Consider the following 17,466-nt stretch of genomic DNA (forward strand, 5'->3'; position numbering starts at 1 on the left):
CGAGTGAAGAGGAACGAGAAACGAGTCTCGGTCTGAAACTTCCACTCGTTCCTCGTTTCTCGTTCCTCGTTCCTCTAGAAGAGAGTCACCATGGCAAGCACCATCCGTTGCGACATCGTCAGCGCCGAGCAGGAGATCTACCACGGTGAAGCCACCCTGGTGGTCGCCACCGGCGAGTTGGGCGAGCTGGGCATTGCGCCCAAGCATGCGCCGCTGATCACGCGCCTGAAGCCGGGCAAGGTTGTGGTGACCACGGCCGCGGGCGAGCACCTGGATTTCGCCATCTCCGGCGGCATCCTGGAGGTGCAGCCGCAGGTGGTGACGGTGCTGGCCGACACCGCGATCCGCGCGCAGGACATCGACGAGGCCAAGGTCAAGGCCGCCAAGGAAGAGGCTGAGCGCCTGCTGGCCAACCGCGGCGAGACGGTGGACGTGGCCAAGGCCCAGCAGCAGCTCACCGAAGCCCTGGTGCAGCTGCAGGCGCTGGAGCGCCTGCGTAAGAACCTCAAGCACTGAGCGCCTGCTGACGCGACACGAAGACGCCGGCCTTGCGCCGGCGTTTTCGTTTCTAGCGCTGCCGTCGACACCGTCGTGAGGGCCAAGAAGATGGCTGAGAAGGCCTGAAGGGGCCAGGAACGAGTGGAGAGGAACGAGAAACGAGTCTCGGTCTGAAGCTTTCACTCGTTCCTCGTTCCTCGTTCCTCGTTCCTCGTTCCTCGTTTCTCCATAAGAGAAGAACGATGGCGAGCACCATCCGTTGCGACATCGACACCATTGCGCGGCGTCGGCGAGGGCGGCCCCCGGGGCGCGGGCCAGATGCTCAGCGGTAGACCAGGTGCCGGCCCAGGAAAAAGCTCACCACCGCCAGTCCGCCTTCCACCAGCGGCTTGGCCAGCCAGGCCAGGCGCAGGCCGAGCTCGGCCTCCACGCGCAGCATCAGCCAGGTGCTGATCACGGTCATGACCAGCCACATCGCCAGGAAGCGGGCGAAGCGCGACCAGCCCAGGCGCGCGGCGCCCTGCGCATCGGCGAAGGTATAGCGCCCGTTGAGCCAGAAGCCGAGCAGGGCGCCGCACACCCGTCCACTCACGTTGGCCGCACTGGCCGGCACGCCCAGCGCGCTCAGGCCGACGAAGGCGGCCCAGTCCACCAGCAGCTGCAGTCCACCGATCACGGCGAAGCTGGAGCCCTGGCGCAGCAGGCGCGAATGCAGGAGGCGCGATGGCATGGGTGAGATTGTAGCGGGATGCCTGTGCGCGGCCCTGTAAGATCTGCGCCTGATTCAGTCCATGGAGTTCCCGTGCGCGTCGCGGTTCTGATTCCCTGCCACAACGAGGCCACCACCATCGGCAAGGTGGTGCGCGATTTCAGGGCCGCGCTTCCCCAGGCGGACATCTGGGTCTTCGACAACGCCAGCACCGACGACACCACGGCGATCGCATTGCGCGAAGGCGCGCAGGTGCGCCCGGTCGCGGCCAAGGGCAAGGGCAACGTGGTGCGCGCGATGTTCCGCGACGTCGACGCCGACGTGTATGTCATGGTCGATGGCGATGACACGTATCCGGCGCAGGCGGTAGCGCCGCTGCTGGCCGACGTGATCGCCGGGCGCGCGGACATGGTGGTGGGCACGCGCCTGGACTCGCACGAAGCGGCCTCGTTCCGTCGCTTTCACGGCGTCGGCAACCAACTGGTGCGCCGCTGCGTGGCCATGCTGTTCGGCAGCCCGGTGCGGGATGTGCTCTCGGGCTACCGGGTGTTCTCGCGACGCTTCGTCAAGTCGATGCCGGTGTTGTCCAAGGGCTTCGAGATCGAGACCGAAATGACGGTCTTCGCGCTCGGCAACGGCTTCGTGCTGGCCGAGCATCCCATCGCCTACGGCGTGCGGCCGGAAGGCAGCGAATCCAAGCTGAGCACCTATCGCGATGGCGTGCGCGTGCTCAAGACCGTGCTGTTCCTTTTCAAGGACATGCGGCCACTACTGTTCTTTGGCGGGATTGCCGCGGTGCTGGCGCTGGCCGGCCTGGCCTTCGGCAGCATCGTGATCGCCGAATTCAGCCGCACCGGCCTGGTCACCCATCCTTCCACCGCGGTGCTGGCCGTGGCGCTGACTTTGGTGGGCATGGTCTCGCTGGCGACGGGGCTGATCCTGGATACGGTCAACCGCCGCGCCAATGAGATCCAGCGGCTGATCACCGATCAGCTGCTGGGGCAGCGCGGGCCTGCGGGCACAGCGCGCTGACCTCTTGCACGCGCTGCAGCGGGCATAGCTCCACCGGCCGAAGCGAATCGCTGACCGGCTGGCACGGGCCCTGCTGGGCAAGGCCGTAGTGGGTGTACTCGGTGGCGACCGGGTCTTCCAGGTCGGTCCGGGTTTCCCGCAGCAGGTAGAACGGCCCGCGGTGTTGGGCGATGCGCGCCTCGGCGTCCGCTTGCAAGGCGGTGCAGGTCTGCGGACGCATGAAGTTGTTGGCGATGGAGATCGCCGGCACCGACGGCGGCAGGAAGGCCACGGCATGCCCCAGCGGCGAGGTGCTGGAGATGATCACCATGGCGTCCGGTTCTATGGACGGGAAGCGCACCTGGACCATCGGCGTGGTGAACGGATGGCTGCGTCCCCAGCCGGGCCGCTTGGTCAGGCCGATCACCAGCGCCAGTCCGACGATCAGGACGAAACGCGGCCAACGCTTGGGCAGATAGGCGCTGGCCGCGCCCGCCAGCGCGACCGCGCACAGCAGCTCGACGGCGATCAGGTAGCGGTAGATGCCGTACAGCCTGGTCCACATCGCCAGGGTGACCACGCTGAACAGCAACAGCAGGCCGACATCGCGCCAGGGCTGCTGACGCCTGCGCTGCAGGAACACGCTCAGGCCCAGCGACAGCAGGCCCAGCAGGATGCGCGGATCGGCCAGCCTGGCTTCGGAGAACAGGAAGCCGCGCTTGGTGAAATGAAACACCGTCAGCCAGGCGTCCAGCCCATGCGGGATGAAACGGGCGTCGTTGTAGGCCACCGCCTGCGCGTACGGGGACTGGAACACCTGGTTGAAGTAGGGAAACAGCGGATTGCCGAAGGTCTGCCACAGCACCCAGGCCCAGGGGCCCGCAGTCAGCACACCGCCGAGCACCCCGCCAAGCGCCAGGGCCAGTGCGCGCAGCGGCGCCCGGCGCCACGGGCCGGCCAGCAGGGCCACCGCCGCCAGCGCGACGCAGTAGATGATGCCGGTCAGCTTCAGGCCGGTCGCCAGGCCCAGGATCAGGCCGGCCGGCAGCCAGGTCTTCCACAGACTGGCATCGGCGCGCGTGCGCAGCACCCACCAGAGCGCACCGGTGGCGCCGGCGGCGATGATGGCATCGTTGAAGGTGGAGCCGACGCTGGGACCGACGGCCGCGCCGGTCAGCGCCAACACCGCAGTGAGCGCCAGCCGCCAGCGGCTGGACGCCTGCGGCCAGCAGCGGTCCAGGATGCGCAGGGCGAAGAACAGCGCCAGCAGCGAGGGCAGGCACAGCCAGCAGGCGATCAGCCAGCCGGGCCAGCCGGCGTGGACCATCCACACGAAGGGCAGGTCGGTCGCCGGGTTGTGCCAGGTCTGCAGCTGCGCGGCGGCGATGTCCTGGTCCAGGCGTCCCTGCAGCAAAGCAGAACCGGTATAGAGATGGTAGTTGCGCAGATCCCAGTTGCGGTCCTGGCCGTTGACCAGCGCGGTCAGCAGGGTCAGCAGCGTGGCCAGGGCCAGGGTGAACTTCCAGGACAGGGCCGGGGTGGTATGCGGTCGGGGCGCGGACAAATCGGTCTTCCTTGAGCGGGCGGCACGGAGCCGGGGATTATCGCAGGCCGTCTCCGCCACGGCGCGGGCGCGATCCTCCGACCGATTAGAATTGCCCGCAACGCCATCGACCGACCCGCCCCTCATGACGCTTCCCCTGCATGTGATCATCCTCGCCGCCGGCGAAGGCAAGCGCATGAAGTCCGCCAAGCCCAAGGTGCTGCAGCCGATCGCGGGCAAGCCGATGCTGGCGCATGTGATCGACACGGCCCGTGCGCTGCAGCCGGCGGGCATCCACGTGGTCTATGGCCATGGCGGGGACCAGGTGCAGGCGGCCTTCGCCGATCAGCCCGACCTGCTCTGGGCCGAGCAGAGCAGGCAACTGGGCACCGGCCATGCCGTGCGCCAGGCCATGCCGAACGTGCCCGATGCCTGCACGGTGCTGGTGCTGTACGGCGACGTGCCCTTGCTGCGTGCCGAGACGCTGCTGCGCCTGCTGCACGATCCCGGGCGCCTGGCCGTGCTGGTGGCCGAGCCGGAGGATCCGACCGGCTACGGCCGCATCGTGCGCGATGCGGCGGGCAAGGTGGCGGCCATCGTCGAACACAAGGACGCCGACGAGCAGACGCGGCGCATCCGCACCGTCAACACCGGCATCCTGACCACCGAATCGACCGCGATGCGGCGCTGGCTGGCGCAGCTGTCCAACGAGAACGCGCAGGGCGAGTACTACCTGACCGACGTCTTCGCCATGGCTGCGGCCGAGTTCACCCCGGCCGACCTGGTGGTGGTGGCCGACCCGGTCGAGGCCGAAGGCGCCAACGATCCCTGGCAGCTGGCGCAGCTGGAACGCGCCTGGCAGCTGCGCGCGGCACGTCAGGTCTGCGCCGACGGCGCGCGCCTGCTGGACCCGGCGCGGTTCGACCTGCGCGGACGCCTTAGCGTAGGGCGCGATGTGCAGATCGACGTGGATGTCATCATCGAAGGCGAGGTCGAGCTGGCCGACGGCGTGCAGATCGGGCCGTTCGTGCGGCTCAAGGACGTCAAGCTGGGGCCGGGCACGGAAGTGCGCGCGCATTGCGACTTGGAAGGCGTGGTCACCGAGGGCGCGGTGCAGATCGGTCCGTTCGCGCGCCTGCGGCCGGGCACGGTGCTGGCCGATGGCGTGCACGTCGGCAACTTCGTGGAGACCAAGAAGGCCGTGCTGGGCGTGGGCACCAAGGCCAACCACCTGACCTATCTGGGCGATACCGTGATCGGCAGCGGCACGAATGTGGGCGCTGGCACCATCACCTGCAACTATGACGGCATCAACAAGTTCACCACGGTGATCGGCGACAACGTCTTCGTCGGCTCCAACTCCGCACTGGTCGCGCCGATCACCATCGGCGATGGCGCCACGCTGGGGGCCGGTTCGGTGGTGACCCGCGACGCACCCGAGGGGAAGCTGACCCTGGCACGCGCGCGGCAGACCACGCTGGAAGGCTGGGAACGGCCAAAGAAGAAGCGCAGCTGAGCTGTCGGTAGCGCTGCGGCTCCGGGATGCCGATGCTTAGCTGCCTGCCGCCGGTTGCTGTGGGAGCCGATTCATCTGCGGATGGGGCTTTCCCATGAAAGCCCTTCGTCGCTGAAGCGACTCACACAAGGGGTGGTCAGCGAGTAGGGCGGGTCGCGACCAGCTGGCGCGATGCTGGATCTCGCGGTCCAGATGAGGGCCGAGTTGCGGTTTGCACGCAAGCGGGTCTTATCGGCGCGGACCTCGTGCGATGGCGGATCACGATCCGCCCTACGCTTCTGTTGACTGCTGGTGTGGGAGCCGATTCATCGGCGAATGGGGCTTTCCCATGAAAGCCTTTCGTCGCTAAAGCGCCCCCCCCCCAGGTGCAAGCCTGCTGGCGGTGTGGCGCTGCAGCAAGTAAGGTCGGGGACGGCCGCAGGGATCCGCGGAATGGTGCTTGTGCCGCTCGCCGCGGCTGGGCGTGGGCGTCCAGGGATGACGCTGCGCCGGTGTGTCGTTCCTCCTCCCACCCTGAGGTCCTCGCATGAAGGTATCGATCCGTTCCCGTGGTTTCTCCCGCGTCGTGTGTCTGTGCGCGCTGCTGGCCTTCGCCAGCGGTGCCGCGGCCGGCGAACTGCAGTACTTCCGTCCCGCCGGCAGCAAGGCCCCGTATGCGGCGGCGGTCAAGGCCGGTGACACCGTGTACGTGTCCGGCCAGCTGGGTGCGGGCGCCGACGGCAAGTTGCCGGCGGATTTCGAGACCCAGGCGCGCAACACCATGGCCAATGTCGCCACCGCGTTGAAGTCCGCAGGCCTGGGCATGGACGATGTCAGCCACTGCACGGCCATGATCACCGACATGAGCAACTGGGCCACCTTCAACAGCGTGTATGTCGCGGCGTTCAAGCCCGATCACCTGCCGGCGCGCAGCGCGATGGCAGTCAGCGCCTTGCCGATGGGCGCGCTGGTGGAGGTGGACTGCAAGGCCTACGCGGGCAAGTGAGGCCATTGCACGGGCGCGGTGGATGAGCAGAGCGTCATCCACCCTACGGTGCTGGGATTGAGGAACGAGTGGAGAGGAACGAGGAACGAGTCAAAGCGAGTTTCCATGCGTTGCTCGAAACAGCTGGAGTCGCGTAGGGTGGACAACGCGTAGCTTGTCCACCAAGGCCCCCGACGGGGCGCATGAGTACGAGGAGCGACCAAAGGCGAGCTTTCACTCGTTCCTCGTTCCTCTCAACTCGTTCCTCTCTATCCGTTCCTCGAACCAGCCCAGCCCCTCACGCCGGCAAATGCAACATCACGCACAGCCCACCGCCCTCGCGGTTGTGCAGGGAGATGCGGCCACCGTGAGCTTCGACGATCTCGCGCGTCAGGGCCAGGCCCAACCCGGTGCCGTTGCGCTTGGTCGAGTAGAACGGCACCAGCGCGTTCTGCAGCACCGCCTCGTTCATTCCGCTGCCGCGGTCCATGACCTCCAGGCGCACGTGGCCTGGAACCGGCAGGATACGCAGGGTCACCTCCGCCGGGTCGCCGCCGGATTCGTGGGCGTTCTTCAGCAGGTTGAGCAGGGCCTGGCCGAGCTGGGCGTGGTCGATGCGGCTGTGCAGGTCCTGGGACTGGCCCTCCAGGCGGAAGCCGATCTGCGAACGCAGGCTGGCCAGATAGCTGGCCCATTCGACGCCCTGCAGGTTGGGCTGCGGCAGCTTGGCAAAGCGCGCATAGCCGCGAATGAACTCCTCCAGGTGCCGTGCGCGCTCCTCGATGGTGGAGAACACCGGGCCGAGCTGGTCGGTGCGTCCGCGCCTGACCAGCTCACCGCCCGAGTGGGCCAGCGAGGCGATCGGCGCCAGCGAGTTGTTGAGCTCGTGGCTGATCACGCGGATGACCTTCTTCCAGGTCTGCACTTCCTGCCGGCGCAGCTCGGTGGTCAGGCGCCACAGCTGCAACAGCTCCTGGCGACGGCCGTTGAGCTGGTACTGCCGTCGGGTGAGGTGATAGACCTGTTCCTCGCCGCCTTCCTCTTCGGATGCCACGGCGAACAGGCTGTCGCCGCCTCGCTCCAGGGCTTCCACCATTTCCCGTGGCGCGTGCTGCAGCACGTGGTCGAAGGGGTAGCCCTCCATCCGGCGCCCGCCATGCAGCAGGGTGCGCGCCGCGACGTTGGCGAAGACCACGCGGCGTTCGCCATCGCCGCCGGGCGTGAGCAGCAGCATCGCCACCGGCGTGTGCTGCACCATGGTGTCCAGCAGCAGCTCGCGTTGCACCAGGCCCTGGCGCTGGTCGCGCAGCACCTGGCCCATCTCGCCGTGCGCCTCGACCAGGCGCGCCAGTTCGTCGTCGCCGGCCCAGTGGATGCCGAAGTTGTATTCGCCATCGCGGTAGCTGTTGGTCGCCCCGCTCAGGGCGCGGAACAGCGAGTTGACCGGGCGCAGGGCGCGGTGCACGCACCAGGTCACCCAGGCCAGCACGGCTGGCGCACAGATCAAGGCGCACAGCCAGGGATCGTCGATCCAGTGGCCCACCACCGCCGGCAGTACCAGCGCCACGATGAAGGCGGGCAGCAGCCACAGCAGCAGGCGGCCGGCCAGCGAGCGCTTGATCATGCCTGGCGGCTCCTCGGCGGCAGGCTCATTCGCGCGGAATGCCGTGGCGGTCCATGCGACGGTAAAGCGCCTGGCGGCTCAGGCCCAGTTCGGTCGCGGCTTGGGCGATCACCCCGCCTGCGCGCGCCAGGGCCGACTCGATCTGCGCCTTGTCCGGCTCGTGCGCGGTCACCGGGCGCGGGGCGCTGGGTGCGGCCGGCAGCTTGAGGTCCTCGGCCTCGATGCGCGGACCCATCGACAGCAGGCTGGCGCGCTGGATCACGTTGCGCAACTCGCGCACATTGCCCGGCCAGGGGTGCCGCAGCAGCGCGGCGCGCGCGCTCTCGCCGATGGGCTTGTCGGAAAAATGCAGGGCCAGCGGCAGGATGTCGCCCGACCGTTCGGCCAGCGAGGGCAGGGCCAGTTCGATCGCGTTGAGCCGGTAGTACAGGTCCTCGCGGAAGCTGCCGGCGCGGATCATCGCCGGCAGGTCGGCATTGGTGGCGCTGATCACCCGCACCTGCACGTGGCGCTCGCGGTTGGAGCCCAGCCGCTCGAACTTGCCGGTCTCCAGCACCCGCAGCAGTTTCATCTGCCCGGCCAGCGGCAGGTTGCCGATCTCGTCCAGGAACAGGGTGCCGCCATCGGCGGCCTCGAACTTGCCTTCGCGCGCCTTGTTGGCGCCGGTGTAGGCGCCGGCATCGGCGCCGAACAGCTCGGCCTCGATCAGCTCGGCCGGCAGCGCGCCGCAGTTGAGCGTGACGAAGGCGCCGCCGCGCACGGACGAGTTGGCCTGCACGATTTCGGCCAGCTTCTCCTTGCCGCTGCCGTTGGGGCCGGTGATCAGCACCGGCAGATCCGAGCGCGCGACCTGGCAGGCCAGGGCCAGCACGCGTTCGCTGGCCGCATCGTCGAACACCACCCCGCGCAGGTCGTACTTCTGCGCCAGCTGCATGCGCTGGCTGCGCTCGCGCGCCTGGCGGCGCGCCAGTTCCTGGCGGGTCTCGGACAGCTCCAGCAGGGTGTTGACGGTGGCCAGCAGGCGGCGATCGTCCCAGGGCTTGCCCAGGTAGTCGGCCGCGCCGGCCTTGACCAGTTCCACCGCCGCTTCCAGATGCGTCCAGGCGGTCAGCAGGATCACCGGCAGGTCCGGGTGACGCGCGCGGATCTGCGCGAACAGCGCCTGGCCCTCTTCGCCGCTGGTGGTGTCGGCGCTGAAGTTCATGTCCTGGATGACCAGGTCGATGCCCCCGCGGTCCAGCAGCGCCAGGCCGGCCTGCGGGTCGTGCGCATGCACCGTGTGGATGTCGTGCAGCGAAAACAGCACGCTCAGGGCGGTGACCACGGCCGGGTTGTCATCGATGATCAGGATGTTGGGCATTGCGTCGCTGGATCAATGATGGATGACGGGGGCGCTGGCCGCACTCGCGCCCGGGATGGGCGGGCACGCACTCAGTCGCTGCGGTGACCGTAGCTGAGCACGCGGGTGATGGTCCATTGCCCATCCTGCCGATGCCAGACGATGGTGAAATCGGCAAGGCCTTCGCAGCGCTGTTCGCCGGCGTGGCAGAAGCGATGCTGCCCCTGCTCGATGGCGCCGAAATCCTTGATCGGATACACCTTCAGGCTGCCGGGCACCAGCTGGCGGGTGAAGTGGCCGCAGGCGTACTTGCGGGTGTTGTCCAGCATCTGCTCGCGCGTCCAGGTCACCCCGCCGGTGTCGTGGTAGAACTCGACCTTGGGGTCGAAGAAGGCGGCATGCTCGGCCAGCCTGGCCGGATCCTGGCACTGATTGAAGGCACCGAACACCCGCGCATCCAGGTCGGCGATGGTGTCCTGCAGGCTGGCCGGCTCGGCGGCCGGCGCTAGCCCTGCCGCGAAGGTGCAGGCCAGCAGGGCCAGGGCCCGGATCGTCATGCGCATCGTCGATATCCCCTTTGAGTTCCGCAGGTCGCTGGCGCGGCTGGCACTGCGTTCAGCGCAGTTGCCGGGCAAGTCCCAGCGATGGACGGGAGCCGCAGTGTACAAGTGGCTCCCATGGTTTTTCGAGCGCCGATCGCGCAGGTCTTTGCCCTGCGCGATCGGTAGATGGAACCGCTGCGCTTACGCCGAACGCGTGGCGATGGCCGGCGGCACCGCCGCGGCATGGCGGGCCGGGCCGAGCACGGCCAGCTGGCCCAGCACCCACAGCGAGATGGCCCCGACCGGCAGGTAGATCAGCGGCAGGCGCGGCAGCTCGTAGCGGCTCATCAGCAGGTGGTTGATGCCGTAGGCCAGCACCATGCCCAGCACGATGCCGATGCTGGCCAGCAGGAAGTTCTCGGTCTGGAAATACTGCAGGATCTGCCCGCGGGTGGCGCCCAAGGCGCGGCGGATGCCGATCTGCTTGGTGCGCTGCTGCACCCAGAAGCTGGCAAGGCCCACGATGCCCAGCGCGGTGACGATCAGCAGGGCCAGGCACACACCGGTCAACATCCAGGCCATGGAACGGTCCTGGCGATAGAAGTCGGCACGGATGTCGCCGAACAGCTGCTGCTCCAGCACGATGCGGCTGTTGCTATTGGCCTGCAGCGCCTTGACCGCCGCTTCCATGACTTCCTGGCGGCGCGAGGCATCGGCGCGGATCAGGTAGTTGCCGCCCATGGTGTAGGGCAGGGCGACGGGCAGGATCATCGAGAAGTTGCTCTCGTCCTTGCCCCAGCCGTTGACGTTGGGCCGCACCAGGCGCTCGAGGACACCCACGATGCGGACCGGGTCCTGGCCGAATCCATAGATCATCTTGCCCAGCGGATCCTGCTTGGGAAACAGCCGTTCGGCCAACGCCTTGGTAATCACCACCACGCCCGGCTTGATGCCGCGGAAGCCCGCCTTGTCGTCGTAAGCCTGGTAGTCCTCCGGCGTCAGCGCACGGCCTGCGACCAGTTTCAGCCCCAGCGTCTCGTGCATGGCCGGCCCGCCCATGTACATGGTGGCGTTCGGGCCCGGCGCCTTGGTGTCGGGTTGACTGTTGACCGAGGTGTTCCAGGACGAGTTCACCAGCGGCACCTGGTTGGTCATCTCGGCCTGCTTCACGCCCGGGATGGCGCGCAGCGCGGCCAGGTCCTCGCGGGTCAGGGCCATGGCGCGTTCGTCCTGGCCGATGCCGGTGATCTGGATGCGTATCAACTCGTCTTCGGCGATGCCGGTGGTGGTGCTGATGGACTCGATGCGTTGGCTGATCAGGAATACCGCGTTGCAAATGATGGCGCAGCTCAACGCGATCTCCAGCACGATCAGCGCAGCGGCGGTCTTGTGCCGCGACAGCGTGGAGAGGATGGGGCGGATATCCATGGAAGGCTCCTGGGGATTGAGGAACGAGTGGAGAGGAACGAGAAACGAGTCAGAGCAGGAGAGGCGAGCGAGATTTGCGGCGTGGGCCTATCTCTCGTTTCTCGTTCCTCCCCACTCGTTCCTGCTTCACTGGCTCTTGAGCTGCACAGCCGGCGTGATCTGCATGGCGCGCCAGGCCGGAAGCAGGCCGGCCAGCAGGCTGGCGACCAGGGCCAGGACAAAGGTGGTCAGCAGCATCGCCGGGTCCAGCTGCGCCAGTTCGGCGTAATCGGCCGGCTGCTGGCGCACCAGCCACAGGCCGGTCAGGGCCAGCAGCAGGCCGAGCAGGCCGCCGGCCAGGCCAACGGTGGCCGCCTCGACCAGGCACTGGTTGAAGATCTCCTGGCGCGAGGCGCCCAGTGCGCGGCGTACGCCGATCTCGCCGCTGCGGCGCAGGAACTTGGCCAGCAGAAGGCCGACGGTGTTGAGCAGGCACACGGCCAGGAAGCCCATCGCCAGCCACAGCTGCAGGCGCACGTCCGACGGCACCACGCGCTGGAACTCTAGCCATTCCATGGTGTTGCGCAGCTCCGGCTCGCGGTTGAGCTGGAAGCGCCCGGCACGGTGCTGTTCCTGCACGTAGTTCTGCAGGTAGCGCTTGTAGTCGGCGGCCTTGGCCGGCGTGTCCAGCTGCACCCAGTACTGCATCCACATGCAGCCGGCGCCGATGTCGGTGTCGCGTACGCCCTCCTCGCGCTGGCGGAAGCAGTCCATGTTGCCGCTGCGCGACATGTCAACATCGCGCGAGGTGCTGAAGGGCACATACACCTGCTCGGGCTTGGAAAAGCTCGGACTGGTCAGGTCGTAGAACTTCGGCGTAGGCCGCCAATCGTCGAGCACGCCGACGATGCGGAAGTTGTGCTGATCCACGCGGATGTCCTTGCCCACGCTGTCCTGCCCATCGAACAGCTTGTCGTTGAGCTCCTTGGTGATCACCACCACGCGGGCGCGGTTCGCATCGGCCTGCGCGTCCCAGCCCTGGCCGAACAGGAACGGGGTACGGAACATGGGGAAGAAGTCGGCGGAGTTGAAGCGCGCCTCCACGTTCATCGGCTTGAGATCATTGCGCGCAGGCTCGATGCCCACGTTGCCCCAGGCCATCAGCACCTGGCGATCGCCCTTGGCATCGCGCAGCAGGTTCTCGGCATCGGCGCGGGTGAACTGGGTCGGCAGCGGCTCGCTTTCGATGCCTGGATAGGTATCGCGCGCATCGATCTGCGGCGTGTACAGATTCTGGCTGTGCCCGGGCATCGGGTCACCAGACAGCACATGGAACACCGTCAGGGTGGTCATCGAGGCGCCGATGCCCAGCCCGATGGCCAGCACCATCAGCGCGGTCAGCACCTTGTGGCGCTTGAAGCTGCGCAGCGCCAGGTTGAAGTAGTAAGCCAGCATGATGAGCTCCTTGGTTCAGGCACTGCGTGTAGCGATGACGGGAGGGACGGCGGCCGCGCGTAATGCCGGGCCGAGCACGGCCAGTTGGCCGACGGCCCACAGCAGCGCGGCGCCTGCCGGCAGGTAGAACAGCGGCAGCCGGTTCAGCTCGAAGTAGTGCATCAGCAACTGGTTGCCGCCGTAGGCCAGCAGCATGCCCAGGGCGATGCCGCCGGTGGAAAGCAGGAAATTCTCGGTCTGGAAATAGCGCAGGATGTCGCCACGGGTGGCGCCCAGGGCGCGGCGCACGCCGATCTGCTTGGTGCGCTGTGCGACCCAGAAACTGGCCAGGCCGACGATGCCCAGCGCGGTGACCAGCAGCATGGCGATGGCCACGGTCACCAGCAGCCCGGTCATGGCGCGATCGCGCTGGAAATAGCGTTCGCGCAATTCGCCCAAGGTGCGGCTGCGGGCCTGGTCGATCACGGCCTCCGGGATGGCACGCGCCAGTGCCTGGCGGGCGGCCTGCGCTACCCGCGACACATCGAGCGGATCGGCCCGGACCACATAGGTGCCGACCTGCGCATCGTCGCGGGTGGGCACCACCACCGACCATTCCTGGGCGGCCGCGCCGTCCTCGCTGCCACCGGGCGTGGGATGGGCCAAATGCGCCAGGATCCCTGCCACCTGCAGCCTCGAGTCGCCCGACCAGAAACTCTTGCCCAGCGCGTTTTCTCCCGGCCACAGATGCGTGGCCAGCGCCTGGGTGATCCAGACGCGGCTGGACGGGGGCAGGAAACCGTCCAGTGCCTGGAAATCCTCCGGAGCAAAGCCGGTGCCCTGCACCGGCCGCAGGCCCAGTGCCGCCACCGCGTCCGGACCGAACGTGTAGAAGTGCGGCACGCCGAGATAGTGTTCGCCGTCCTGCTCGAGCCTGATCCCGGCATTAAGGGCAATCTCGCCGAAGGGGACGCTGTTGAGCACACCGGCCGCGCGTACGCCGGGGATGGCGCGCAGCGCCGCCAGCGCACGGGCATTGACGTCGGCGTTGACGCAGCCATCGCAGCCATTCAACGCGACGATGGCCAGCGACGACTCGTCCACGCCGCTCTGCACGCGCATCAGGTCCAGCCGCGTGGCGATCAGGAACAGCGCGTTGCACAGCACCGCGCAGGCCAGGGCGATCTCGAAGGTGATCAGCAGCGCGGCAACGCGGTGGCGGCCCAGCGCGGACAGGATGGGTTTGATCTCCAAGCGGGGCCTCACAGGGTCTTGACCTGCATCGCCGGAGCGATGCGGCTGGCGCGGGCGGCAGGGAACAGCCCGGCGATCAGGCTGCAGGCAATGGCAAGGGCGAACGTCGCCGCGAACATGGGCAGGTCCATCCGCGCCAGGTCGGCGTACTCCACCGGTTGCCTGCGCACGCTCCACAGCCCGAGCAGGGTCAGGGCCAGTCCCAGGGTGCCGCCGATCAGGCCGATCAGGCCGGTTTCGGATAGGCATTGCAGGAAGATCGCGCGCCGCGAGGCGCCCATCGCGCGGCGCACGCCGATCTCGCCGCTGCGGCGCAGGAACTTGGCCAGCAGCAGGCCGACCGTGTTGAACAGGCAGATGGCCAGGAACGCCAGCGCCATCCAGGATTGCAGGCGCACGTCGCTGGGAACCACGCGGTTGTAATCCAGCCACTGCATCAGCGACAGCAGGCGGGTATTGCCGGCGTGGCGGATCCGGCCGAGGGCCTGCTGCTGGTTGGCGTAGTCGGCCAGGAACCGTTCGTAGTCGGCTCGCTTGGCCGCGCTGTCCAGCTGCACCCACAGGCGCACCCACACGCAAGGGGCGTTCTGCAGGTGCCCGGGCGTGGGCGGCTGTGCCCAGCAGGTGAACTGGTAGAAGTGCCCGTCGTTGATTTCCAGCGCGGTCTGGAAGGGGACGAACACGTCCTGGGTCTTGCGGTAGAAGTTGGCCGTGTCGCCCTGGGAGAAGCGGCCACCGGCGAGCGTGTAGAACTGCGGGGTGGGCCGCCAGGGCGCCAGCACGCCGACGATGCGGACCTCGCTGTCGCGGATGCGCAGGCTGCGACCGACGCTGTTGCCACCGCCGAACAAGGCCTGGTTGAGGTCGGCCGAGATCACCGCCACGCGTGCGCGCCGGTCATCGTCCTCCGCGCTCCAGCTGCCGCCATAGGCGAAGGGCACCTGGAACATCGGGAAGAAGTCGGCGTGGGTGGACAACATCGAGCTCATCGTGGCCGGTGCGCCGCTGTCGGCGGCGCGCAGCTTGACCGGGCTATCCACCACCAGCGCCTGGCGATCGGCGCGCTTGGCCCGCCACAGGTCCATGGCCGAGGTGTAGTCCAGCACGTCCGGCGGGTTCGGGCGTGGCTTCTCGTTCGGCATCGGGTCCAGCTGCGGGTAGAAGATCTGCTGGCTACGCCCCGGCAGCGGGTCGCCCGAGAGCAGGCGCATCACCGTCAGCGTCGTCATCGCCGCACCGATGCCGACGGCGATGGACAGCACCATCAACGCGGTCAGCGCCGGGGTGCGGCGCAGACTGTGCCAGGCCAGCTGCAGGGAGTAACCGAACATGCGGACCTCGCCTCAGGCGTGGGACTGGACGGGTGCGTCGGCCGCCGCGATCAGCCGCGGCTCGCGCACCAGGTCGGTGGCCTGGCCGTCGACGATGTGCACGTTGCGCTGGGCGCGCGCGGCCAGCTCCGGGTCGTGGGTGACCATGACGATGGTGCTGCCGGCGGCGTTGATTTCCTCCAGCAGCTCCATTACCCCGCGCGCCATCTGCGAGTCCAGGTTGCCGGTGGGTTCGTCGGCCAGCAGCAGGCGCGGGCTGCCGGCCAGGGCGCGGGCGATGGCCGCGCGCTGCTGCTGGCCGCCGGACAGCTCGGAGGGGTAGTGCTTCAGGCGCGAGCCCAGGCCCACGCGGGTCAGCGCATCGGTGATGCGCTCGCGGCGCTCGGCCGCGCTCATGCCGCGGTAGCGCAGGGGCACGTCGACGTTGTCGAACAGGTTCAGGTCCGGGATCAGGTTGAAGCCCTGGAAGATGAAGCCGATCTTCTGGTTGCGCAGCTTGCTGCGCGCGTTGTCGTTGAGCCCGGACACGTCCTGCCCGTCGAGCATGTAGACCCCGGAGGTGAAGGTCTCCAGCAGGCCGGCGATGTTGAGGAAGGTGGTCTTGCCCGAGCCAGACGGGCCGGTAACGGCGACGAACTCGCCTTCCTTCACGTGCAGGTCCAGCGCACGCACCGCATGGGTTTCCACCTGTTCGGTGCGGAAGACTTTGGAAACAGCGCGCATCTCAAGCATGGGACAACTCCTGGCGGTGATTCGTTGGAAGAGGGAGTGGGATCGAGGGTGCTGCGAGGGAAGAAAAAGCCACCGGCCCGGTGCGGGTCCCCGTGAGCGGGTTGCAACTTCGTGTCCGGAGAGAGAGCCATCGTGCAGTGGATGACCCGCCGCCTTGGCAGCCGATGGAAAGAGAGAGGTGCATCAGTTGATCCGCACGCGCGGTTCGTCGCCGAACTGATCGGCGCCGGAAACCACCACGCGTTCGCCGGGCTTGAGGCCGGACTTGACCTCCACCTCGCCCAGGCTGGACACGCCCAGCTCGACCGGGCGACGCACGGCGGTGTCGCCTTCCATGACATAGGCGTAGCGGCCGCCGGACTGCTCCAGGAACGGGCCGCGCTCGACCTTGAGCACGTTCTTGCGCGTATCCAGCAGCACCCGCGCACTCATGCGCTGGCTCTGGCGCAGGCCGGGCGGCTGCCGGTCGGTGAAGCGGATGCGCGCGGCGACCTCGCCGCTGACCACCTCCGGCGACACCGCCGAGATCTCGCCCGGGAACGGCTGCCCGCTGCCGCTGGTCAGCTGTGCCGGGGTGCCGATGACCAGGTCGCGGGCGAAGCTCTCCGGCACCTTGATCTCCAGCTCGAACTTGGACAGGTCCACCACGCCCAGGATCGGCGCGTTGGCGGCCACGTTGGTGTACTGCGTGGCCTGCACCTGGCCGACCTGGCCATCGAAGGGCGCGCGCAGGGTCAGCGCATCGACCTGGCGCTGCACCTCGCTCACCACCGCGCGCTGGCGCTCGGCCAGCTGGCGCTTGTTGCGGGCATCCAGGTCCGCGCCCTGGCTCTGCAGGCCGGCGTCCTGCAGGGCGTGCTGCAGGGTGATGTCGCTCTTCTTTACCGAGTCCTGGGCGCGCGCCAGGTCCACCTGCGGGATCACCCCGCCGTCGTAGCCGCGCTGGTAGCGGTCCAGGTCGCGCTGGGCGGCGCTCTGGTCGATGCGCGCTTGGTCGGTGACCTTGCGCGCCGAGGCGCGGGCCAGGGTGGCATTGAGGCTGGCGCGGTCGGCCTCGGCCTCCAGGCCGGCCAGGGTGGCCTGCTCCTGGGCCAGCTTGCTGCGCAGCTCGGGGCTGTCGATCACCGCCAGCTCCTGGCCCTGCTTGACCACATCGCCAGCCACCACCTTCAGCGTCACCGTGCCGCTGGAGATGGCGTAGAGGGTGGGGCTGTTGGCGGCAATGACGCGGCCATCGGCGGAGATGTCGCGCACCAGGTCGCCCTGCTTGACCTCGGCGATGCGCACGCGCGCCGCATCGAAGGAGCGCGCCGAAGACAGCCAGCCGCGGGCGACCAAGCCGATGCCGGCCAGCACCATCAGCACGGCGACCCCGGGCCAGATCCACTTGCGCAGCGGACGGCCGCGGTCGCTGCCGTGGCCGACGGGGATGTCCTGGGCGGAGGTGTCACGGATGGCCATCGTTGCGGTCGCGTTGGGATTCGCACAAGGCAACGCAGATCGCGTGCCAATCGCAACTCATTGAAAAGTAAGACGGTGCGCGCTTAGGTGCCTTGTCCGCA

General features: G+C 68.1%; 15 protein-coding genes. 4 read left to right on the forward strand and 11 right to left on the reverse strand.

Going from position 1 to position 17,466, the window contains the following annotated elements:
- The first annotated feature begins 90 nt into the window (after nt 1–90).
- On the forward strand, nt 91–516 hold the full coding sequence (locus EPA99_RS15485) for a F0F1 ATP synthase subunit epsilon (protein ID WP_129472144.1): 426 nt from the start codon (nt 91–93) through the stop codon (nt 514–516).
- Nucleotides 517–820: 304 nt separating this feature from the next.
- Here EPA99_RS15485 and EPA99_RS15490 read toward each other — a convergent pair whose 3' ends face one another.
- The gene (locus EPA99_RS15490) at nt 821–1,228 is read right to left on the reverse strand and encodes a GtrA family protein (protein ID WP_129472145.1); all 408 of its coding nucleotides are present in this window, start codon (nt 1,226–1,228) and stop codon (nt 821–823) included.
- 72 nt (nt 1,229–1,300) lie between these two features.
- Here EPA99_RS15490 and EPA99_RS15495 point away from each other — a divergent pair, with 72 nt between their 5' ends.
- A complete protein-coding gene (locus EPA99_RS15495) occupies nt 1,301–2,239 on the forward strand; it encodes a glycosyltransferase family 2 protein (RefSeq protein WP_129472146.1) in 939 nt (312 codons plus the stop codon).
- On the opposite strand, the gene EPA99_RS15500 is transcribed toward EPA99_RS15495, so the two are convergent.
- The gene (locus EPA99_RS15500; RefSeq protein ID WP_164978672.1) at nt 2,190–3,782 is read right to left on the reverse strand and encodes a glycosyltransferase 87 family protein; all 1,593 of its coding nucleotides are present in this window, start codon (nt 3,780–3,782) and stop codon (nt 2,190–2,192) included. The genes EPA99_RS15495 and EPA99_RS15500 overlap by 50 nt on opposite strands.
- A gap of 124 nt (nt 3,783–3,906) precedes the next feature.
- Here EPA99_RS15500 and glmU point away from each other — a divergent pair, with 124 nt between their 5' ends.
- Together glmU and EPA99_RS15510 are read left to right on the forward strand one after the other, a co-directional pair.
- Complete coding sequence (gene glmU / locus EPA99_RS15505) at nt 3,907–5,277, forward strand: bifunctional UDP-N-acetylglucosamine diphosphorylase/glucosamine-1-phosphate N-acetyltransferase GlmU (RefSeq protein WP_129472148.1); 1,371 nt, start codon at nt 3,907–3,909, stop codon at nt 5,275–5,277.
- A gap of 526 nt (nt 5,278–5,803) precedes the next feature.
- On the forward strand, nt 5,804–6,262 hold the full coding sequence (locus tag EPA99_RS15510; protein WP_129472149.1) for a RidA family protein: 459 nt from the start codon (nt 5,804–5,806) through the stop codon (nt 6,260–6,262).
- A 277-nt stretch (nt 6,263–6,539) separates the two neighbouring features.
- On the opposite strand, the gene EPA99_RS15515 is transcribed toward EPA99_RS15510, so the two are convergent.
- The 9 genes from EPA99_RS15515 to EPA99_RS15555 form a co-directional block, all read right to left on the reverse strand.
- Nucleotides 6,540–7,865, reverse strand: a complete 1,326-nt coding sequence (locus EPA99_RS15515) for a sensor histidine kinase (RefSeq protein WP_129472150.1) — start codon at nt 7,863–7,865, stop codon at nt 6,540–6,542.
- A gap of 25 nt (nt 7,866–7,890) precedes the next feature.
- Complete coding sequence (locus EPA99_RS15520) at nt 7,891–9,225, reverse strand: sigma-54-dependent transcriptional regulator (RefSeq protein ID WP_129472151.1); 1,335 nt, start codon at nt 9,223–9,225, stop codon at nt 7,891–7,893.
- 71 nt (nt 9,226–9,296) lie between these two features.
- Complete coding sequence (locus tag EPA99_RS15525) at nt 9,297–9,767, reverse strand: nuclear transport factor 2 family protein (RefSeq protein ID WP_129472152.1); 471 nt, start codon at nt 9,765–9,767, stop codon at nt 9,297–9,299.
- Nucleotides 9,768–9,947: 180 nt separating this feature from the next.
- Nucleotides 9,948–11,174: an ABC transporter permease gene (locus EPA99_RS15530; protein WP_129472153.1), complete on the reverse strand. Its 1,227-nt coding sequence runs from the start codon at nt 11,172–11,174 to the stop codon at nt 9,948–9,950.
- Nucleotides 11,175–11,300: 126 nt separating this feature from the next.
- On the reverse strand, nt 11,301–12,608 hold the full coding sequence (locus EPA99_RS15535) for an ABC transporter permease (RefSeq protein ID WP_129472154.1): 1,308 nt from the start codon (nt 12,606–12,608) through the stop codon (nt 11,301–11,303).
- A gap of 15 nt (nt 12,609–12,623) precedes the next feature.
- Nucleotides 12,624–13,841 (reverse strand): ABC transporter permease, encoded by a 1,218-nt coding sequence (locus EPA99_RS15540; protein WP_129472155.1) that lies wholly within the window; start codon nt 13,839–13,841, stop codon nt 12,624–12,626.
- An 8-nt stretch (nt 13,842–13,849) separates the two neighbouring features.
- Complete coding sequence (locus tag EPA99_RS15545) at nt 13,850–15,172, reverse strand: ABC transporter permease (protein WP_129472156.1); 1,323 nt, start codon at nt 15,170–15,172, stop codon at nt 13,850–13,852.
- A 12-nt stretch (nt 15,173–15,184) separates the two neighbouring features.
- Nucleotides 15,185–15,904, reverse strand: coding sequence for an ABC transporter ATP-binding protein (locus EPA99_RS15550; protein ID WP_129472157.1), 720 nt, complete (start codon nt 15,902–15,904; stop codon nt 15,185–15,187).
- Between the two features lie 183 nt (nt 15,905–16,087).
- Nucleotides 16,088–17,365, reverse strand: a complete 1,278-nt coding sequence (locus tag EPA99_RS15555; RefSeq protein WP_129472158.1) for an efflux RND transporter periplasmic adaptor subunit — start codon at nt 17,363–17,365, stop codon at nt 16,088–16,090.
- Between the last annotated feature and the right edge of the window lie 101 nt (nt 17,366–17,466).

The organism is Pseudoxanthomonas composti, from assembly GCF_004122095.1.
Lineage (GTDB): Bacteria > Pseudomonadota > Gammaproteobacteria > Xanthomonadales > Xanthomonadaceae > Pseudoxanthomonas_A > Pseudoxanthomonas_A composti.